The organism is Streptomyces sp. NPDC005302, from assembly GCF_040607345.1.
GTDB lineage: Bacteria > Actinomycetota > Actinomycetes > Streptomycetales > Streptomycetaceae > Streptomyces.
This window is the reverse complement of the sequence record NZ_JBEXGN010000005.1, coordinates 403,630-422,666: the sequence shown is the minus strand read 5'-3', so window position 1 is coordinate 422,666 and position 19,037 is coordinate 403,630. Positions and strand designations below refer to the sequence as shown.

Annotated in this window: 16 protein-coding genes; 15 read left to right on the top strand and 1 reads right to left on the bottom strand. The window is 69.7% G+C overall.

Annotated features, from left to right (window positions below):
• The first annotated feature begins 333 nt into the window (after positions 1 to 333).
• The 9 genes from ABZT74_RS10570 to ABZT74_RS10530 all read left to right on the top strand — a co-directional run bounded on the left by ABZT74_RS10570 (position 334) and on the right by ABZT74_RS10530 (position 11,025).
• Entirely contained in the window at positions 334 to 2,568 is a 2,235-nt protein-coding gene (locus ABZT74_RS10570; protein ID WP_356434048.1) for a glycosyltransferase, read from the top strand.
• Positions 2,565 to 3,959, top strand: coding sequence for an acyltransferase (locus ABZT74_RS10565; protein WP_356434046.1), 1,395 nt, complete (start codon positions 2,565 to 2,567; stop codon positions 3,957 to 3,959). The genes ABZT74_RS10570 and ABZT74_RS10565 overlap by 4 nt, the downstream gene beginning before the upstream one ends.
• A gap of 324 nt (positions 3,960 to 4,283) precedes the next feature.
• Positions 4,284 to 4,940, top strand: a complete 657-nt coding sequence (locus tag ABZT74_RS10560) for a hypothetical protein (protein ID WP_356434045.1) — start codon at positions 4,284 to 4,286, stop codon at positions 4,938 to 4,940.
• Between the two features lie 47 nt (positions 4,941 to 4,987).
• Positions 4,988 to 5,971 carry a hypothetical protein gene (locus tag ABZT74_RS10555; protein WP_356434082.1) on the top strand — a complete coding sequence of 328 codons (984 nt, stop codon included), beginning with the start codon at positions 4,988 to 4,990 and terminating at the stop codon, positions 5,969 to 5,971.
• Between the two features lie 106 nt (positions 5,972 to 6,077).
• Positions 6,078 to 6,395 (top strand): type VII secretion target, encoded by a 318-nt coding sequence (locus ABZT74_RS10550; protein ID WP_356434043.1) that lies wholly within the window; start codon positions 6,078 to 6,080, stop codon positions 6,393 to 6,395.
• Complete coding sequence (locus ABZT74_RS10545) at positions 6,392 to 6,892, top strand: WXG100 family type VII secretion target (protein ID WP_356434041.1); 501 nt, start codon at positions 6,392 to 6,394, stop codon at positions 6,890 to 6,892. The genes ABZT74_RS10550 and ABZT74_RS10545 overlap by 4 nt, the downstream gene beginning before the upstream one ends.
• 176 nt (positions 6,893 to 7,068) lie before the next feature.
• The gene (locus ABZT74_RS10540; RefSeq protein ID WP_356176474.1) at positions 7,069 to 7,584 is read left to right on the top strand and encodes a hypothetical protein; all 516 of its coding nucleotides are present in this window, start codon (positions 7,069 to 7,071) and stop codon (positions 7,582 to 7,584) included.
• Positions 7,585 to 8,413: 829 nt separating this feature from the next.
• Entirely contained in the window at positions 8,414 to 9,490 is a 1,077-nt protein-coding gene (locus ABZT74_RS10535) for a hypothetical protein (RefSeq protein ID WP_356434039.1), read from the top strand.
• A gap of 365 nt (positions 9,491 to 9,855) precedes the next feature.
• Positions 9,856 to 11,025 carry a uroporphyrinogen-III synthase gene (locus ABZT74_RS10530; RefSeq protein WP_356434037.1) on the top strand — a complete coding sequence of 390 codons (1,170 nt, stop codon included), beginning with the start codon at positions 9,856 to 9,858 and terminating at the stop codon, positions 11,023 to 11,025.
• Here ABZT74_RS10530 and ABZT74_RS10525 read toward each other — a convergent pair.
• Entirely contained in the window at positions 10,974 to 11,564 is a 591-nt protein-coding gene (locus ABZT74_RS10525) for an anthrone oxygenase family protein (protein WP_356434036.1), read from the bottom strand. The two genes, ABZT74_RS10530 and ABZT74_RS10525, sit on opposite strands and share 52 nt — an antisense overlap.
• A 237-nt stretch (positions 11,565 to 11,801) precedes the next feature.
• Here ABZT74_RS10525 and ABZT74_RS10520 point away from each other — a divergent pair, with 237 nt between their 5' ends.
• The 6 genes from ABZT74_RS10520 to ABZT74_RS10495 all read left to right on the top strand — a co-directional run bounded on the left by ABZT74_RS10520 (position 11,802) and on the right by ABZT74_RS10495 (position 18,971).
• Complete coding sequence (locus ABZT74_RS10520; RefSeq protein WP_355862815.1) at positions 11,802 to 12,389, top strand: ABATE domain-containing protein; 588 nt, start codon at positions 11,802 to 11,804, stop codon at positions 12,387 to 12,389.
• A 225-nt stretch (positions 12,390 to 12,614) separates the two neighbouring features.
• On the top strand, positions 12,615 to 13,145 hold the full coding sequence (locus tag ABZT74_RS10515) for a sigma-70 family RNA polymerase sigma factor (RefSeq protein WP_037619265.1): 531 nt from the start codon (positions 12,615 to 12,617) through the stop codon (positions 13,143 to 13,145).
• On the top strand, positions 13,142 to 13,966 hold the full coding sequence (locus tag ABZT74_RS10510; RefSeq protein ID WP_355862818.1) for a zf-HC2 domain-containing protein: 825 nt from the start codon (positions 13,142 to 13,144) through the stop codon (positions 13,964 to 13,966). The genes ABZT74_RS10515 and ABZT74_RS10510 overlap by 4 nt, the downstream gene beginning before the upstream one ends.
• Before the next feature lie 83 nt (positions 13,967 to 14,049).
• Positions 14,050 to 16,467, top strand: coding sequence for a UvrD-helicase domain-containing protein (locus tag ABZT74_RS10505; RefSeq protein ID WP_356176466.1), 2,418 nt, complete (start codon positions 14,050 to 14,052; stop codon positions 16,465 to 16,467).
• Positions 16,468 to 16,880: 413 nt separating this feature from the next.
• Complete coding sequence (locus ABZT74_RS10500) at positions 16,881 to 18,314, top strand: NAD-dependent malic enzyme (RefSeq protein WP_355862822.1); 1,434 nt, start codon at positions 16,881 to 16,883, stop codon at positions 18,312 to 18,314.
• A 375-nt stretch (positions 18,315 to 18,689) separates the two neighbouring features.
• Positions 18,690 to 18,971 carry an HU family DNA-binding protein gene (locus ABZT74_RS10495; RefSeq protein ID WP_007382399.1) on the top strand — a complete coding sequence of 94 codons (282 nt, stop codon included), beginning with the start codon at positions 18,690 to 18,692 and terminating at the stop codon, positions 18,969 to 18,971.
• The last annotated feature ends 66 nt before the right edge of the window (positions 18,972 to 19,037 follow it).

Below are 19,037 nucleotides of genomic sequence, written 5' to 3'. Positions count from 1 at the left end.
GCCGAGCCTCAGGCGGCTCACCGGCACGCGTCCTTCGGGGCCGCAGGCCGTCGCACCTCGGCACCCGCCGTACCGGATCGCACGCGGCGGCACCTCGGCCGGTACGGCCACGACCGCGGCGGGGGCCACGGCCGTGGGCGTCGCTGTCGACGGCGCTCCGAACCGGACCCGGTCCCTCAGGACCGGTCGCCGCATGTGGTCCCTCGGGACCGGTCTCCGCTTGTGGTCCCTCGGGACCGGTCGCCGCGCCGGATCACGTCCGGTCCGGGTGGCCGGGCGTCCCGAGTTCCCCGTCCACCTCACTCGTCACTCGTTCCCGGAGAACCCTCTCTGATGGCTTCCCGTACCAGCCGTCACGGTCCGGCGCCCAAGGCGCCTGGTCATGGCACACGCACCACCCCGAAGCGTCACAGTGACGCCCGGCGCCGGCGACTGCCGATGCGCTTCCTGCTGCCGATGTTCATCCTGCTCGCGATGATGGCGATGCTGATGCTGCGCGGCTACGTGCACAGCGAGATCCTCGCCGACCACCGCATCCAGCCCGAGGCCGCCACGGGCAAGGTGCCGGAGAAGATCCTCGACGGCGGCCCCGTCATCGACACCCGCGGCGGCCGCACGACCAGCCTCGGCATCCCCGACCACCGCCTCGTCCTCACCTTCGACGACGGCCCCGACCCGACCTGGACGCCCAAGGTCCTCGACGTCCTCAAGGCGCACCACGCCCACGCGGTCTTCTTCGTCACCGGCACCATGGCGTCGCGCTACCCGGACCTCGTCGAGCGCATGGTGAGGGAGGGCCACGAGGTCGGCCTGCACACCTTCAACCACCCCGACCTCTCGTACCAGTCGAAGAGCCGCATCGACTGGGAGCTGTCGCAGAGCCAGCTCGCGCTGGAGGGCGCCGCCGGCATCCGCACCTCCCTGTTCCGCCCGCCGTACTCCTCGTTCGCCGACGCGATGGACAACCGGTCCTGGCCCGTGACGAAGTACATCGGCACCCGCGGCTACATCACCGTCGTCAACAACACCGACAGTGAGGACTGGCAGAAGCCCGGCGTCGCCGAGATCGTCCGCCGGGCCACGCCCAAGGGCGGCAAGGGCGCCATCGTCCTGATGCACGACTCCGGCGGCGACCGCCACCAGACCGTGCAGGCCCTGGACAGCTTCATCCCCGGACTCCAGCAGCGGGGCTACGACTTCGAGAACCTCACCGAGGCACTCGACGCGCCGAGCGCGCACACCCCGGTCACCGGCCTCGACCTGTGGAAGGGCCGGGCCTGGATCTTCCTCGTCCAGGCCGCGGAGAAGACCACCGACGTCCTGGTCGTCGGCATCGCCGTCATCGGCGTGCTCGTGTTCACCCGGTTCGGCCTGATGCTGCTGCTCTCCGCCACCCACGCGCGCAAGGTCCGCCGGGTGGGCTTCCGTTGGGGCCGCAACCCGATCACCGAACCGGTGTCGGTGCTGGTGCCCGCGTACAACGAGGCCAAGTGCATCGAGAACACCGTCCACTCCCTGATGGAGAGCGAACACCCCATCGAGATCCTCGTCGTCGACGACGGATCGAGCGACGGCACCGCCCGTATCGTCGAGGACCTGGACCTGCCCAACGTACGCGTCGTGCGCCAGCTCAACGCCGGAAAGCCCGCCGCCCTCAACAGAGGCCTGGCGAACGCCAGTCACGACATCATCGTGATGATGGACGGCGACACCGTCTTCGAACCGGCGACCGTCCGCGAACTCGTCCAGCCCTTCGCCGACCCGCGCGTCGGCGCGGTCGCCGGCAACGCCAAGGTCGGCAACCGCGACTCCCTGATCGGCGCCTGGCAGCACATCGAGTACGTCATGGGCTTCAACCTCGACCGCCGCATGTACGACCTGCTGCGCTGCATGCCGACCATCCCCGGTGCCGTGGGAGCCTTCCGCCGTACGGCACTTGAGCGGGTCGGCGGTATGAGCGACGACACGCTCGCCGAGGACACCGACATCACGATGGCGCTGCACCGCGACGGCTGGCGGGTCGTCTACGCGGAGAACGCGCGCGCCTGGACCGAGGCCCCGGAGTCCGTCCAGCAACTGTGGTCCCAGCGCTACCGCTGGTGCTACGGCACCATGCAGGCCATCTGGAAGCACCGCCGGGCCCTCATCGAACGGGGCCCCTCGGGCCGCTTCGGCCGGGTCGGTCTGCCCCTGGTGTCCCTCTTCATGGTGCTGGCACCGCTGCTGGCACCCTTGATCGACATCTTCCTGCTGTACGGCGTCGTCTTCGGCCCGACGCAGAAGACGGTCGTCGCCTGGCTCGGAGTCCTCACCATCCAGGCGGTGTGCGCCGCCTACGCCTTCCGCCTGGACAAGGAACGCATGACCCACCTGATCTCACTCCCCCTCCAGCAGGTCCTGTACCGGCAGTTGATGTACGTCGTCCTGCTCCAGTCCTGGATCACCGCCCTCACCGGCGGCCGGCTGCGCTGGCAGAAACTGCGCCGCACGGGCGTGGTGGGGACACCGGGATCGGCCCCGCGCCCGCGGGAGCCGCAGGACGGGAACGAACGGAGGCCGGTCGGATGACCACGCACGAGTACCCGGTGGGGTCCACGCCGCCGCTGGGGTCGCCGAGGGTGGGGGTTCCGCGGCAGCCGGAGGGGGCGGGCGCGCATCCCGGGCCGGGGCCGGGGGTCGCTCCCGCTCCGGGGCGCGGGTCCCACGGGGGAGGAGGGCCGGAACACGCGCGCGGCGCGGGGCACCGGCGTACGGGACAGCCGTCCGACGGTCAACCGGCCACGGAACAGCCCCAGGCCGCCCCCCGCCGCCCGGGCCGCGACCGCTATCTGGACCTGCTCCGCTCCATCGCCCTGGTCCGCGTCGTCGTCTACCACCTCTTCGGGTGGGCGTGGCTGTCGGTCCTGTTCCCTTCCATGGGCGTGATGTTCGCGCTGGCGGGCTCGCTGATGGCACGCTCGCTGAGCCGGCCGGCATGGAGTGTGATCCGGGGGCGCGTCCGCCGTCTGCTGCCCCCGCTGTGGGCCTTCAGCGCGGTCGCGCTGGCGTTGATGTTCGCGGGCGGCTGGAACCCCGCGCACGACCCGGACACCGGCGGCGGCGCGTGGGGCGTCATCGACGTGCTCAACTACATCGTCCCGGTGGGGGCCCCGCCGTATCCCGCGCACGTCGGCTCCGAGTCGGGCCTGCTGGAGGCCACGTGGGCGGAACAGGGCGCGGGCCCGTTGTGGTACCTGCGGGCCTACCTGTGGTTCGTCGTGGCGTCACCCGTCCTGCTGTGGGCGTTCCGCCGCGTCCCGTGGGCGACCCTGCTGGCGCCGCTCGCGCTGACGGCCGTCGTCGGCACGGGCCTGGTCACCATCCCCGGCGAAACGGGCAATGCCGTCACCGACTTCGCCGTCTACGGCGGCTGCTGGGTCCTCGGCTTCGCCCACCACGAGGGCAAACTGGCCCAGGTCCCGCGGTACGTCGCGATCTCCTGCTCTGCGCTGGTGATGGGCTTCGCCCTGTGGTGGGCGTCGGGCCATCTGGGCCCCGAGGGCTGGGACATGAACGACATCCCGCTGGCGGACGCGCTGTGGTCTTTCGGGTTCGTGGTGATCCTGCTCCAGTACAGCCCGTCCTGGAAGGAACTGCCGGGCCGCCTGGCCAGGTGGGACAAGCTGGTGACGCTGTCCAACAACCGCGCGGTCACGATCTACCTCTGGCACAACATGCTCATCATGGCGACGGTCCCGATCCTCGACCAGGCGTACGGCCTCCCCTTCATGGACAGCGAACGCGCGGGCGCCGCCCTCGACGAGACGTACTCGCTCTGGATGTTCGTCCTGGTCTGGCCCCTGATCGGCCTGGCCATCCTCACCTTCGGCTGGATCGAGGACATCGCGGCGAAGCGGTCACCGAGGCTGTGGCCGAACGGCGCGAGCCCCAGACGACAGGGGCATCGAGGACGGGACTGAGCTGGGGCGGGGGCCGAGGGGCGAGGGCGAAGGGGATGGGCCTCGTCCGGTCCCACCCATGACCCACCCGTGACGCAGGCGAGTTGGCCACCGCAGAGGCGCAGAGCCTGAGTGCCTCAGAGGCTTTGCGGTGGCCAACGTGGTGACGCATCCCACGCCGTCCCGTCACTCAATCGAAGGTTTCCTGGGACAGGTTGATCACTGTTTGGCGGCCTTTGCCCGCCCACTGTTGCCCAGTTGATGCTCTTCGCTCTGGTGTCGCCCCGCGGGCCCCCGATAGCGTGTTGCTGCCCTTCCGCACCCCACGCCGCACAGGAGCCCGCCGTGAACCGCCGTCCCCGCCTGTTTGCAACAGCCGCCGTCGGCGCGACAGCCGCGCTGCTCCTGACCGCCTGCGGCGGCGGCGCGGACGAGTCCAAGGGCAACGACAAGATCGCGGGCGCGGACACCGGCGAAAAGACGTCGGCTTCGCCCAGCGCGAGCACGAGCGAGCCGGCGGGACGGCCGAAGATCACCTTCCCTTCCGACGCACGCAACGTGTTCGAGGGGCAGAAGACCGGGGACGCGAAGAAGAACGCCGTTCTGGCCGACAACGCTCAGCGAATCAACTCGGTGGACGACGCGATCTTCCGGGGAAGCGTGAACACTGAGGCCTTGGGGTTCTACAGCGCAGAAGGTGCTTTGGACAGCGCCAGATCGTTCGTCAAGGGCTACCTGGACGACAACCGCTCATGGACGGGCATCACACGGTACTTCGACCGCCAAGTGTCCTTCCGAAGCGACGGCAGCGCGGTCGTCATCTATTGCTCGGATGAAAGCAAGTCGTTCCTTACGAACCGAAAGACGAACAAGGCCGAGAAGACGCCCACCTCGGCAGACAGCTACGTTCTGTACAACACCAAGCTCGTCAAGAACGCGGATGGCGTGTGGCAGACCACCAACGTGATCTCGAAGCGAGGAGCTGACCAGTGCCAGCCGTGAAGCGCTCAGTCGGTGCGGCAACACTCGTAACGCTGCTTTGCGTCACGATGCTCGGCGCGCAACCCGCCTACGCCGGCGGCCGTGGTGGGGAGGGTTCAGAGAACCCTCCCAAGCCCGGCGGCAACGCAACCGACGACGGCACATTGTCCGCCACTGCCGGAGCTGTCGTCTTCGACCGCTCGAAGAACGGCTCGGGGGACTCGACGGGCCGCGTGACGTCTTCATCGGGTAACTGGACACCACCCGCCTGCTACTACGCCCCGAAGTACACGCCAGCGCAGCTGGAGAAGTACAAGGAGTCCATCTGGGGCGTCGATTCGACGGGTTACCAGTGGGATGCCGAGCAGCGTGACCAATACGTGAACGGGCACCCGTACAAGGACTTCAACAAGGACAAAGCAGGTAAGGGCTACTGGTGGGACTCGTACGTAACCCAGGGCCGTGAGGGTGACCCCGGTGCGACGGACTGCGTGGAGGACACCTTCTGGGTGGACACGGGTGACGCCCCGCCCGCAAGAATCCGACAGGCCGTCAGCCCGGAGATCCTCGCGCAGCTCGCGTACGCCGAGATACGCGTGCCGTCGACCAAGGTCGACCTGGCTCCTGCGGGGACGACGAAGGTGAATCTGCCGACGTGGGCGTGGCTGGACACGGCGAAGTTCAAGCCGGTTTCGGTGACTGCGTCGGTGCCCCTCCTCAACGTGTCGGCGACGACCACCGCCGAGCCGGTCTCCCTGAAGATCGAGGCGGGGACGCCGGACGCGACGACTTATCCGGCGTCGGGTGTCTGCGAGATAGCCGGCGATCGCATCGGTGAGGCGTACGCAAAGGGCAAGGCGAACGAGACGCCATCCTGTGGGGTGAAGTACCTGCGCTCGTCGGGCGACGGTTCCTTCAAACTGCGGGCCACGATCACGTGGAAGATCCACTGGACGGGCACGGGCGTTGCTGCCGCGCAGGATCTGCCCGACGGCACGTTCGGTGCTGAGCAGGACGTGGTCGTGCAGGAGATCCAGTCCGTCAACCGCTGAGGGTAGAGAGCACTGCGCACGCTGGCCAGGGGAACCGCGGGCGGGAGGCTGCCCGCCGACCGGAGATACCCTTCTGGTTTTGGTGTGCGATCGAGGAGTGGGACGCGTGGCAGAGCGCCTTGCCGTTGACGGGGACGAACTTGAGCACTTCATGAAGATGCTCAACAAGTCCGCCGATTCGCTGAAGGGGCTGCGCAAAGCCTTGAGCGACGGAACGGTCGCCGGCCTCGGTACGGATGACTTGGATTCGGCGTGTGAGGACTTCCAGGAGGACTGGAAGTACGGGGCCGATGAGATCGGTCAGCAGACCGAGGACCTGGCGAAGATCGTGGGTCAGAGCAAGGACAGCTACCGCGAGGTCGACAAGGCGCTGGAGGAAGCGCTGAGGAAGTCCAAGAGCACGCGGGGGAAGGGCGCGAAGTGAGCTACACCCCCGGGGCCGAGACCGACCCCTTCTCGGACTCCGCTGCTCGGCACAACGGTGACCTTCCACAGGGCCTTAAGTCCTCGCCGTACGACCCCACCATCCCGAACCCCAACTACCCCCACCTTGGGTTCAATCCAGTTCCGGGCAGCCCTGACACCGTGCGTGCCCTGTCCAAGAAGCTGGGTAACTGCGCCAAGGTCCTCGAAGAGACGCATGGCCTGGTGACGAAGCTGATGGAGGGCAGCTACTGGAAGGGTGACGCCGCTGTTGCCTTCCGGGAGCAGCTTGACGGCGGGCCGCTGCCGTTGAACCTGAAGAACGCGGCGCACTCCGTCCGTAAGGCGGCCAGGTTGAGAACGACACGGCAGCGAAGATCGGCACCACGCTTGACGGGACGTTCTTGGGTCCTGTCGACGGGGGCGAGACCATTGATCTCGTGCGACGCGCGTTCCAGTGAGCCGGCCGGGGGCATCGTGCCAGGCATCTTCCAATGAAAGCAGCTGACATGAATCCCACCGATCCGTTGACCGCCTGGGGGTACGTCCCTACACGGCGTGCCTGGCGCAGGCATATGGCCATAAATGTAGCGGGGCTCGCTTGTTGGGCCGGAGCGTGGATGGCATTGCTCGGGATTTCTGTGAGGTCTCCAGGGTGGGTTGCATGGATCTTCATGCCTTACTTCCTGTATGGGTTCTATCGAGTCTTTGTCCAACTCTCCTATTTCCCGTGGGCTTTTCGTATGCGTCGCATTTTCAAAGAGTATCCCTGGTCAATTCTCCCGGATCTCCCAAGAGGTCTGAAGAAACATCCGCAAGCGGGCGATGATGGCATGTGGTTCGAGTTCCGCAATCCGGAGAATCTAGACGAGAAGGTTCCGCTGGTTTTCATCAAACATCAACGGTCGCATTGGTGGATGAAGCGGATTGGCGGTCCCCGAACCAAGCCTGCCTTGAAGGCGGAGATCGAGCCGGTTTGGTTCTCCGGTGACCCTCGATTCGTCGGAGTTGTTGCGGCCCCCTCCAAGGATGGATGCCTCCCCGTGCGTTTGCACGTGTTGTATCAGCGTGCGGCATTTGGTCGGCCCTCGGTGACTCCTGCGTGGAGCGTCAACGTGGAGGACATGGAGCGTGCGCGTTGTGCCGGCGCCCAGCTGCATGTCTCGATTCCGCAAGCAGAGAAGCTCTGAAGGCGATGACCACATCGTCCTTCACGCTCCATCCGAGCGTCTTCGATCCAGGTCCGGGTATCTGGTTCGCTGTTCCGGCCGGCTTTGTGCAGGTGCCTCTCGATGCCCTGTTGGAGGCAACGGGCGAAGTTCGCGAGGGACGTATCCCTGGGGCGCTGACCCCTCTGCTGGAGTCCGCTCCGGATGAGGCCGCGCGAAACCAGCTCATTGCTCAGCTCGGCCCAGTCGAGCAGATGCTCCGGAACCTCACATCCGAAGGGACAACCTATTGCTCGTTGGGGTTGCATCGAGACGATACGACGGGAGAGAGCAGCGGTCCGCTCCTCTCTTTTCTGACCGTCACCTGGGTGCATACGGCTTGGGCCCCCAGGAGGGTGACAGTTGCGCGAATCGTGGCCACGGCCCACGGCCACTCAGAGGTTGGCTATGGAGAACTTGCCTGTGGGCCAGCCGCTTTCAGTGAGATCGTGCGCACGACACCCGCGGAATCGGGCCTCCCGCAGGGTCCCCTGCTGCAGATCCACGCGCATCTTCCTCACCCAGATGGCAGGAGCCTCGCCATTCTCACTCTCAGCACCGTCTCCGTGGTTCATCGTGAACACTATCGAGCGGTTCTCCGCGAGATCGCGGAGTTCGTCAGCTTCGACGACCCGCTCGTGCCTGATTCTGCTGGCGGGGCCGACGATCTCCGCGAGAGTCAGACTCCCCGCCCCCCGGTCAAGCCCCAGTAAACCGACCCCTCCACGCTTCTACGCACCCCCGACCCCATGAAAGGCTGGCCCCCGTTGCTGTTGTGAACGCGTCTGGAGCGCGGGGAGTTGGGGGCGGAATGAGTAAGCGGCAGGTTCGGCAGATGTTCCGGTTGATGGCCACGGGGGAGCCCGTGCAGCTCACCAGCCCCATGGCCTCCGTGAAGAAGTTCGCCCGAATCGCCTTCCTGGCGCAGCAGTTCGGGTACGAGTACGCGGACGTACGGCAGGGCAGCGGCCGCAACAACGCGCTCACCATGCTCATCGTTCCGGACCCCGCCCCGCAGGCCCAGGCCCGTGCCGCGCAGAACTGGGCCCAGTATCCGAAGGCCGGCGACGGCGTCTCCCTCCCGCCGGTCGTGCCCGACGCCCTCGAACTCCTCAAGGCCCGGATCAACTTCGACCTCACCGGCAAGAACGCCGAGAAGCGGATGCGTTACGGGTTCGTCGGTCTCACCCTCGCCTGCGTCGTCCTGGGCGTACGGACCGGCGGCGACTCCGTCGCCTGGACCGTCGCCGGAATCCTGTGGGCCGTCCTCATGGTCGTCCTCGGCATCGGAATCGTCGTCACACGCAAGCGCAACGCCAAGTTCGCGGCCCGGCTGCAAGCTGCCGGATTCGCTCCCGTGACGGACGAGGGCGGGCGCGTGCGGTACCTGCCCCCGACGGCCGGATACGCCGGTTACGGAGGGCACGGAGGGCCCGGCGGTTACGGCGGGCAGTCAGGCGCCGGATACGGTGCCGGATACGGAGGGCAGGCCCCCGGCCCGTACGGCCCCTACGGCGCCCCCTCACCCCAGACCCCCCTCAGCCAGCCGGCCCCGCACACCCCTCAGGGTCCCTACGCCCAGCCGGCCCCGAACACCCCGCAGGGCCCTTACGCCCAGCCGGCCCCGCACACCACCCCGCAAGGCCCCTACACCCAGCCGACTGCCCAGCCCGCCCACACCCCACAGAGCCCCTACGCCCAGCCCCCCGCGCAGCCGGCCCACCCCGCCCCAGCCGTCCCGTACGCCCCGCAGCCCCCCACTCCCACCCCCACTCAGCCCCCCGCCCCCGGCCCGTACAACCCGTCCGGCGCCCTGCCGCCCCAGCACCCCCACCAGCCCGCCCCCAACCCCTACACCGGCCACCCCCAGCCTCCCGCCCAGCCGTAGCCCCACCCCGACCGACGCCACCCCTCCGCCCCCGTCGGCGGTCCCCATCCCCGCCTCCTCCCGCCTCCGTCGCCCCCCCCCGGGCGGGCGAGCCGTATACCTTTCCTCCGCCTCGGCCCCTACCTCCGCCCCCGCCCCCGCCCCCACCTCGGCCTTCGTCCCCTCTCGTCCTCCCTGCCATCCCGGACCCCCTTCGCCCCGCCCCGACGTCCGTCGTAACAACCCCGACATCGTGGGGAACCCTGGCTGTCACGGGGCGTTGACAGGCTCCCGGTCATTCGTGGACGGATGACAACCCCCCCACCCGGTGGCTGACGTACTCGGCCCCGGACACGACTCGACGAGTGCGAGGCGAGAGCCGGTCTATGTACGACGAACAGCAGGGGTCGGACCGAGGGGCGGGGGGTGTGCCCGGGCCGCTTTCCGGGTTCACCGTGGGGGTGACCGCCGCGCGTCGGGCCGAGGAGCTCGGGACGTTGCTGCGGAGGCGGGGGGCCGCCGTCGTGCACGGGCCCGCTCTGCGAATCGTGCCTCTCGGCGATGACGGTGAACTGCGTTCGGTGACGGCGGAGTTGGTCGAGCGGGGGCCTGATGTCGTCGTGGCCAGCACCGCCGTGGGTTTTCGGGGGTGGGTCGAGGCCGCCCATGGGTGGGGGCTCGGTGAGGAGTTGCTCGCGCGGTTGGGGGAGGCCGAGCTGCTGGCCCGGGGTCCCAAGGTCAAGGGCGCGATCCGGGCCCAGGGGCTGACCGAGGCGTGGTCGCCGGTCTCCGAGTCGATGTCCGAGGTACTGGGACGGCTGCTCGACCAGGGAGTCGAGGGCCGCCGTGTCGCCGTACTGCTGCACGGTGAACCGCTGCCCGGGTTCGTCGAGTCGTTGCGCGCGGCAGGCGGCGAGGTCGTGCCCGTGCCGGTGTACCGGTGGATGCCGCCGCAGGACATCGGGCCGGTCGACCGGCTGCTCGACGCCGTCCTCACCCGTGGCCTCGACGCGCTCACGTTCACGAGCGCGCCCGCGGCCGCGTCGCTGCTCTCCCGGGCCGAGGACCGCGGGCTGCGCGCGGATGTCGTCGCCGCCCTGCGCCACGACGTGCTGCCGGTGTGCGTCGGCCCGGTCACCGCGCTGCCGTTGCAGGCCGAGGGCGTCGAAACCGTGCAGCCCGAGCGGTTCCGGCTCGCGCCGCTCGTGCAGGTGCTCTGCAAGGAACTGCCGGGGAGAGTGCGGGTGTTGCCCGTTGCCGGGCATCGCGTGGAGATTCGCGGACACGCGGTGCTCGTGGACGGTTCGCTGCGGCCCGTACCGCCCGCCGGGATGTCGCTGCTGCGGTCCCTCGCGCGCCGGCCCGGCTGGGTGGTGGCGCGGGCCGAGCTGCTGCGCGCGCTGCCCGGCGCCGGACGGGACGAGCACGCCGTGGAGACCGCGATGGCCCGCCTGCGTACGGCACTGGGAACACCCCGGCTGATCCAGACGGTGGTCAAGCGCGGCTACCGGCTCGCACTCGACCCGGTCGCGGACTCCAAGTACGCCGACGGCTGAGGGCGCCGGAACAGGAACAGCGCGCGGGTGAGGCAGGCCGGCGCGACGGTCGAGAGCACGGCTCGTACGACATTCCAGGCCACCCAGGTGTCCTCGAAGTGGTCCCGCACCGCGGCGGGATCGGCGATCCGGGCCGGGGCGCCGGCGGAAGCCAGGTCGTCGTTGAGCGGGACGTTCACGGCCACGGTGAGGAGGACGACGAGGGCGTAGGCCGCGAGGGCGGCGAACACCCACCACCGGTTCGGGGCGCCGCGCGACTGCCGGGCGGCGACCGCCGTCAGGGCGAGTGCGCCCACGAAGCCGAGGAAGAACAACGGGTTCTGGATCACGTCGTTGATGTTCTGCATGACCTCGATGAAGACGCGGTCGTCGCTGCGGGCCAGGGCCGGCATGATCGCGCAGGCGAAGATGTAGAAGACCCCGGCGATCAGGCCCGTCGCGACGGTCGCCGCCCCGAGGACGGCCCCTGCGGTGCTGTGCGGCCCCGTACTGGCGCCGGCCGGGTGTGCGGTGTTCGTGGTGTGCGCGTCGGTCGTCATGTCCGTCAGTCAAGCGGCCCGGCCCGACGGGTGACATGGCCGAGGAGCGCGGCCGCATACGCGGGCGTCCACCCTTTCACCGGCGCGGAGCCGGCCCGGAGACGGCCCGGGGCACGGCCGGCGCGCGGGTGTCGTGAACGTGTCCGGTACGGGGCGGTACGGAGTCTTCCGGCAGGGCGTGCGGGCATGCACTGTAGGAGGGACCACGGCGGGTGACCCCAAGGCGGTGACAGGCGCATGGCAGCGGGCACGGCCACAGCCTCGTACGACCTGCGGTTCGACTCCGGGCGGATCTGCCTGGACCTGACGACCACCACCCATCCCGACGAACGGCTCGACTCCGCGGGCCGGTTGCGGGCCTGGGTCGTCGCGTCGGGGCTGGTGCCCGCGGCCACCCCGCTGACCTCGGTGGACACCCTGTGGCTGCTCGGCTTCCGGGAACTGCGCGGCCACATCTCCCAGTTGGTGCGCGGCGAGCTGGACGGCCGGCCCGCCGACAACGCGCTCGCGCGGGTCAACGCCGCGGCCCTGGCGGCGCCGCCCGCTCCTTGGGCCGTCCGCGCCGACGACGGCTCGCTGCGCCGCCGGCTGCACACCGAGCCCGGCTGCGCCGAACTGCTCGCCGTGGTGGCCCGGGACGCCCTCGATCTGCTCACCGACCCTGCCGCGCGGGCGAGTCTGCGACAGTGCGAAGGTGACAACTGCCCGATCGTCTACCTGGACACCTCGCGTGGCCGGCGGCGACGATGGTGTTCGAGCGAGGTGTGCGGCAATCGGGAGCGGGTGGCCCGGCACCGCCGCCGGGCTGCTCTGGCTCGCGCCTGATCACACCCGTCCGTGATCATCCTGTGACCAGAAGTGATCGATACGCTTCCTTTTCGGCTTCTTCACAACTCAAACAGAAAAAACCCTGTGCACTTTGAACACCCGCGTACCAGCACACGTACCCGGTGATGAGCGACCGACTGGGGGAACCCCCGGACACCGGAGGTAGGCGTGCGCAAGGATTCCGCCGTGGCTGATGAACGCAGGCCAAGGGCCCGACATCGCATGTCTCAGCAGTCCTCGTCGACCGAACCCGACGAGGAGCTGATGCGTGCGCTGTACCGGGAACACGCGGGGCCCTTGCTGGCCTATGTGCTGCGGCTGGTCGCAGGCGACCGGCAGCGCGCCGAGGACGTCGTGCAGGAAACACTCATCCGTGCCTGGAAGAACGCCGGCCAGCTCAATCGAGCGACCGGTTCGGTACGCCCCTGGCTGGTGACGGTCGCCCGACGCATCGTCATCGACGGCCACCGCAGTCGGCAGGCCCGGCCGCAGGAGGTCGACCCGTCGCCGCTGGAGGTCATCCCCGCGGAGGACGAGATCGACAAGGCGTTGTGGCTGATGACACTGTCGGACGCGCTGGACGACCTGACCCCTGCTCACAGGGAGGTACTGGTCGAAACATACTTCAAAGGGCGTACGGTCAATGAGGCGGCCGAGACCCTCGGCATACCCAGCGGCACCGTGCGCTCCCGGGTGTTCTACGCCCTGCGGTCGATGAAGCTGGCGCTGGAGGAGCGGGGGGTGACGGCATGAACACGTACGGGGGTTACGGAACGGGTGGTCCGGGAGCCATGCAGGGTCCGCGGGGACAGCAGGGCCCCGGCGACATCCACGAGACCGTCGGCGCCTACGCGCTGGGCATTCTCGACGACGCCGAGGCAAGCGCTTTCGAGGAGCATCTGGCGACCTGCGAGTGGTGCGCCCAGCAGCTCGACGAGCTGGCCGGGATGGAACCGATGCTCGCCGCGCTCGCCGACCTGCCCGCCTCGCAGGGCAGCCCGGCCATCGCGGAGTCCCTGTCCGCCCGCCCGAGCCCACGGCTCGCGGAGCGGCTGGTCGACGAGGTCGCGGCACGCCGCGCCCACAAGCGCAGGCGTGGAATGTACCTGGTGGCGGCCGCGGCCGCACTGATCATCGGCGGCCCGCTGACCGTCATGGCCGTCAACGGCGGCAGCGACAGCGGTACGAACATGCCGCAGGCGCACGCGACCAGCCCCGCCAAGGCGGCCTTCGACGTGATGACGGACAAGACGCAGGCCACGGACCCGACCACCAAGGTCAACGCCGTCGTCGCCGTCGAGCCGAAGGACTGGGGCACCCACGCCGTCCTCCAGCTCAAGAACGTCAAGGGCCCGCTCAAGTGCTCCCTGATCGCCGTCGGCAAGAACGGCGAGCGCGAGACGGTCACCTCCTGGGCGGTCCCGAAGTGGGGCTACGGCATCCCCAACGCCAAGGCCGAGGAGGCGAAGCAGCCGCTCTACGTGCACGGAGGCGCGGCCTTCACGCCGAACCAGATCGACCACTTCGAGGTCATGACCTTCGACGGGAAACGGCTCGTCGAAGTGGACGCGTGAGCGAACCCCGGGCGCGCACGTAGCCCGGCGGGCCCCCCTTCGCGTACGGTTGACGGCTGCCCAGCACGTCAGAAGGGGGCCCGGTGGCCGCTCAGGCTCAGCAGGAATCCGCGGTCGGTTCGGTCCGTCCGTCCGCAGCGGAGAAGTCCGCCCAGGACGACTCCGTACGGGACCGGGAGATCGGCGTCGAACAGCAACATCTGGACCGGGTCTACCGGCGCCTCGAGGAGAAGATCCACGAGGCCGAGTTCCTGATGAACGACGCCGCCCAGCGTGGTCAGGTCGGCACGCCGGGGGCGCTCGCGGAGCGCGACGCCCAGGTGTTCCGCGCCGGAATCCACCTCAACCGACTCAACAACGAGTTCGAGGACTTCCTCTTCGGCCGGATCGACCTGCTCCTCGGGAAGGACGGCAAGAAGGGCCCCGACGGCGCGTACACGGCGGTCGAGCCCGCCGACGGCGCGGTCCGCGAGGACAACACGGCCGACATCGCGGAGACGCTCCACATCGGCCGTATCGGCGTCCTGGACGCCGACTACTCGCCGCTGGTCATCGACTGGCGGGCGCCCGCGGCGGCCCCGTTCTACCGCTCCACCCCGGTCGACCCGGGCCGCGTCGTACGGCGGCGCGTCATCCGCTCCAAGGGCCGCAAGGTCCTCGGCGTCGAGGACGACCTGATGCGCCCCGAGCTGACGGCCACGCTGGACGGCCGCCGGCTCTCCGTCATCGGGGACGGCGCCCTGATGGCCGCACTCGGGCAGGCGCGCAGCCACTCCATGCGCGACATCGTGGCGTCCATCCAGGCCGAACAGGACCTGGTCATCCGCGCCCCCGCCGCCTCCGTGACCTATGTCGAGGGCGGCCCCGGCACCGGCAAGACCGCGGTGGCCCTGCACCGGGCCGCCTACCTCCTCTACCAGGACCGCCGCCGGTACGCGGGCGGCATCCTGATCGTCTCCCCGACCCCGCTGCTCGTCGCCTACACCGAGGGCGTGCTGCCCTCGCTCGGCGAGGAGGGCCAGGTCGCCATCCGCGCGATCGGCTCACTCGTCGACGGCGTGAGCGCCACGCTGTACGACTCTCCGGCGGTCGCCCGCGCCAAGGGCTCCTACCGGATGCTGAAGGTGCTGCGCAAGGCGGCCCGCGGGGCGCTGGAGGCGCCGGCGAGGGCGAACGGGGCCAACGGGTCGGCCGGTGCCGGCGGCGCGGCCTCCGGGCAGCTCGCGTTCGGTGAGCCGGACCCCGTGCCCGCCGGACCGCCCACCCGGCTGCGGGTCGTGGCCTTCGGACGCCGGATCGAGCTGGAGTCCGCCGAGCTGGATCGCATCAAGCACAACGCGCTCAGCGGTACCGCGCCGGTCAACCTGCTGCGCCCGCGCGCCCGCAAGCTGCTGCTCGACGCGCTGTGGGCGAGGTCGGGCGCCGGGACCCGGCACAACGACCCGGAGCTGGCGGCCGAACTGCGCTCCTCGTTCGACGAGGACGTCACCTCCGAGGACAGCTTCCTGCTGTTCCTGGACGCCTGGTGGCCCGAGCTGACCCCGCGCGGCGTGCTGACCGCGATGGCCGACGAGCGGCGCCTCGGACGCTGGGCGCGGCGGATCCTCAACCCGGGCGAGGTGCGCCGGGTGGCGCGCTCGCTGAAGCGCGACGGGCTCTCCGTGCACGACGTGGCGATGCTCGACGAGCTCGAGGCGATCGTCGGCGCGCCCGCCCGGCCGAAGAAGCGGCGCGATCTGGACCCGCTGGCCCACCTCACGGGTCTCGAGGAGCTGATGCCGACGCGCGAGGAGACGCAGCGCGAGCGTGCCGAGCGGCTGGCCCAGGAGCGCACCGAGTACGCGCACGTCATCGTGGACGAGGCGCAGGACCTCACGCCCATGCAGTGGCGGATGGTCGGCCGCCGCGGCCGGCACGCCACCTGGACGGTCGTCGGTGACCCGGCCCAGTCGTCCTGGTCCGACCCGGACGAGGCCGCCGAGGCGCGCGACGAGGCCCTCGGCAGCCGCCCCCGGCGCCGGTTCACGCTCACCGTGAACTACCGCAACCCGGCCGAGATCGCCGAGCTGGCCGCCAAGGTCCTCGCGCTCGCGATGCCGGGCTCGGAGTCGCCGTCCGCCGTCCGGTCCACGGGCGTCGAGCCGCGTTTCGCCGTCGTCCGGGAGTCCCTGGCCCAGACCGTGCGTGCCGAGGCCGCCCGACTGCTCGACCGGGTCGACGGCACGGTGGGCGTCGTCGTCGCCATGAACCGGCGTGAGGAGGCCGCCCGCTGGCTCGCGGGGCTCGGGGACCGTGTGGTGGCTCTCGGCAGCCTGGAGGCCAAGGGGCTGGAGTACGACGCGAACGTGGTCGTGTCGCCCGCGGAGATCGCGGACGAGTCGCCCGCCGGGCTGCGGGTCCTGTACGTGGCCCTGACGCGGGCCACCCAGCAGCTGACCGTCGTCTCCAGCGACCGCGACGATCCCGACGCGTCCGGCGTCCCCGACCTGCTCAGGGACTGACCCCGTCCGCTCCGGCCGTTCCCGCTCGCACGCCCCGCCGAAAAAGAACTCCCGGGACGGGAATTGCCTTACGGGGATCCTTTGTTACCTTTGACGTGACACCGGCCCGATCCAAGCCCCCGGGCCCAACCTTCGTCGCTACGAGCGACCACTTGCCGCGAGGCGAGCATGGCGGGTCGGTGTCATTGAACGATGTTCTCCCCGGAGGACCTGAAGAGGCCCACGTCACCCCGTGACGTGGGCCTCTTTCGTTGCCCGACGGTTTCTCGTATGGTGGAATCCGTTTTCCGAATCTGCTGGCCTCTGGCGAACAAAACGTTCGCAATCCGGGGCGACTACCACGTACTCAGGGGTAGGTGCGACGATCGGACGGCACAAACGCAGTGACACGGTGAAAGCAGAGGAAGTCGGCCATGGCAACGGCGCCCAGCGTCTCCTACTCGAACACGGTCCGGCTGGAGGTGCCCGCGAGCGGAACGGCGGTCTCCCAGCTCACCACGGCCGTCGAGTCCAACGGAGGCTCGGTGACCGGCCTCGACGTGACCGCATCCGGTCACGAGAAGCTCCAGATCGACGTCACCATCGCGGCGACCTCCACCGCGCACGCCGACGAGATCGTCGAACAGCTGCGGCACATCGAGGGCGTCACCCTCGGCAAGGTCTCCGACCGTACGTTCCTCATGCACCTCGGCGGCAAGATCGAGATGCAGTCCAAGCACCCGATCCGCAACCGTGACGACCTCTCCATGATCTACACCCCGGGCGTGGCCCGGGTGTGCATGGCGATCGCCGAGAACCCCGAGGACGCCCGCCGCCTCACCATCAAGCGCAACTCCGTTGCGGTCGTGACGGACGGCTCCGCCGTGCTGGGCCTCGGCAACATCGGCCCGAAGGCCGCGCTGCCCGTCATGGAGGGCAAGGCGGCGCTCTTCAAGCGCTTCGCCGGCATCGACGCCTGGCCGCTGTGCCTGGACACCCAGGACACCGACGCGATCGTCGAGATCGTGAAGGCCATCGCCCCCGGCTTCGCGGGCATCAACCTGGAGGACATCTCCGCGCCGCGCTGCTTCGAGATCGAGGCCCGGCTGCGCGAGGCGCTCGACATCCCCGTCTTCCACGACGACCAGCACGGCACGGCCATCGTGGTCCTCGCCGCCCTGACGAACGCCCTGCGTGTCGCGGGCAAGGCCATCGGCGACATCCGTGTCGTCATGTCCGGCGCGGGCGCGGCCGGCACGGCCATCCTCAAGCTGCTGATCGCCGCCGGAGTGAAGAACGCCGTCGTCGCCGACATCCACGGCGTGGTGCACGCGGACCGCTCCGACCTCGTCGACGCGGCCGCCGACTCGCCGCTGCGCTGGATTGCCGACAACACCAACCCCGAGGGCCTCACCGGCACGCTGAAGGAGGCCGTGCGCGAGGCGGACGTCTTCATCGGCGTGTCGGCCCCGAACGTGATCGACGGCGACGACGTGGCCCGGATGGCCGACAACGCCATCGTGTTCGCGCTCGCGAACCCCGACCCCGAGGTCGACCCGGCGATCGCCCGCCAGACGGCGGCGGTTGTGGCCACCGGCCGCTCCGACTTCCCCAACCAGATCAACAACGTCCTGGTGTTCCCGGGCGTCTTCCGTGGCCTCCTGGACGCCCAGTCGCGTACCGTCAACACGGAGATGATGCTCGCCGCCGCGACCGCGCTCGCGGACGTGGTGACCGAGGACGAGCTCAACCCGAACTACATCATCCCCAGCGTCTTCAACGACAAGGTCGCGGGCGCGGTCGCCGGAGCGGTGCGCAGCGCCGCGAAGGCGGCGGGGGTGACGGACGCGGCCGGTACGACCGCGTAGCCGAGCGGGCCGGGCAGAGCCGCAGCACCGGCCGGAAGCGGCCGGTGGCCCGGCTGTGACGGGCGCCACGACCGCCCGTAACCCGGCGCGTCGCGGAACGCGGGGCCAGTGGCCGCCTCTATGGTGGCGGCCAGGCTCAGGCCTCGCAGGCCTTTCCGTGTGACCCCCAAGGGTGTTCGTTTGACTCCCAGGGGTGCCGGATTGGCTTTCCCGCCGCAGGTGGGGGCAGGATGCGTCTTCGGGCGCGACGGTCTGGCTACGGACCCGGGTCCGGGGGCCGACCGAGGACCCTGGCAGCATCGGCTTCACTGTGCCGGATATGCGGCTCCGCCGCGTGGCACGCCTCAACAGCAAGAAGAACACGGGAGTAACGACATGAACCGCAGTGAGCTGGTGGCCGCGCTGGCCGACCGTGCCGAGGTGACCCGCAAGGACGCCGACGCCGTTCTGGCCGCTTTCGCCGAGACCGTCGGCGAGATCGTCGCCAAGGGCGACGAGAAGGTCACCATCCCCGGCTTCCTGACCTTCGAGCGCACCCACCGTGCCGCTCGCACCGCGCGCAACCCGCAGACCGGCGACCCGATCCAGATCCCGGCCGGCTACAGCGTGAAGGTCTCCGCGGGCAGCAAGCTCAAGGAAGCCGCCAAGGGTAAGTAGTCCTGGTCCTGGCCGGTACGTTCCCGTAGGCACGGGAGGCGTACGAGGCGCGGAACGCCGATGGGG

Excerpts from the sequence above, each read along its gene's own strand:
- ABZT74_RS10570 (WP_356434048.1), top strand. The coding sequence starts at position 334 with ATGGCTTCCCGTACCAGCCGTCACGGTCCGGCGCCCAAGGCGCCTGGT.
- ABZT74_RS10565 (WP_356434046.1), top strand. The coding sequence starts at position 2,565 with ATGACCACGCACGAGTACCCGGTGGGGTCCACGCCGCCGCTGGGGTCG.
- ABZT74_RS10555 (WP_356434082.1), top strand. The coding sequence starts at position 4,988 with ATGCTCGGCGCGCAACCCGCCTACGCCGGCGGCCGTGGTGGGGAGGGT.
- ABZT74_RS10540 (WP_356176474.1), top strand. The coding sequence starts at position 7,069 with ATGCCTTACTTCCTGTATGGGTTCTATCGAGTCTTTGTCCAACTCTCC.
- ABZT74_RS10535 (WP_356434039.1), top strand. The coding sequence starts at position 8,414 with ATGAGTAAGCGGCAGGTTCGGCAGATGTTCCGGTTGATGGCCACGGGG.
- ABZT74_RS10530 (WP_356434037.1), top strand. The coding sequence starts at position 9,856 with ATGTACGACGAACAGCAGGGGTCGGACCGAGGGGCGGGGGGTGTGCCC.
- ABZT74_RS10525 (WP_356434036.1), bottom strand. The coding sequence starts at position 11,564 with ATGACGACCGACGCGCACACCACGAACACCGCACACCCGGCCGGCGCC.
- ABZT74_RS10520 (WP_355862815.1), top strand. The coding sequence starts at position 11,802 with ATGGCAGCGGGCACGGCCACAGCCTCGTACGACCTGCGGTTCGACTCC.
- ABZT74_RS10515 (WP_037619265.1), top strand. The coding sequence starts at position 12,615 with ATGTCTCAGCAGTCCTCGTCGACCGAACCCGACGAGGAGCTGATGCGT.
- ABZT74_RS10510 (WP_355862818.1), top strand. The coding sequence starts at position 13,142 with ATGAACACGTACGGGGGTTACGGAACGGGTGGTCCGGGAGCCATGCAG.
- ABZT74_RS10500 (WP_355862822.1), top strand. The coding sequence starts at position 16,881 with ATGGCAACGGCGCCCAGCGTCTCCTACTCGAACACGGTCCGGCTGGAG.
- ABZT74_RS10495 (WP_007382399.1), top strand. The coding sequence starts at position 18,690 with ATGAACCGCAGTGAGCTGGTGGCCGCGCTGGCCGACCGTGCCGAGGTG.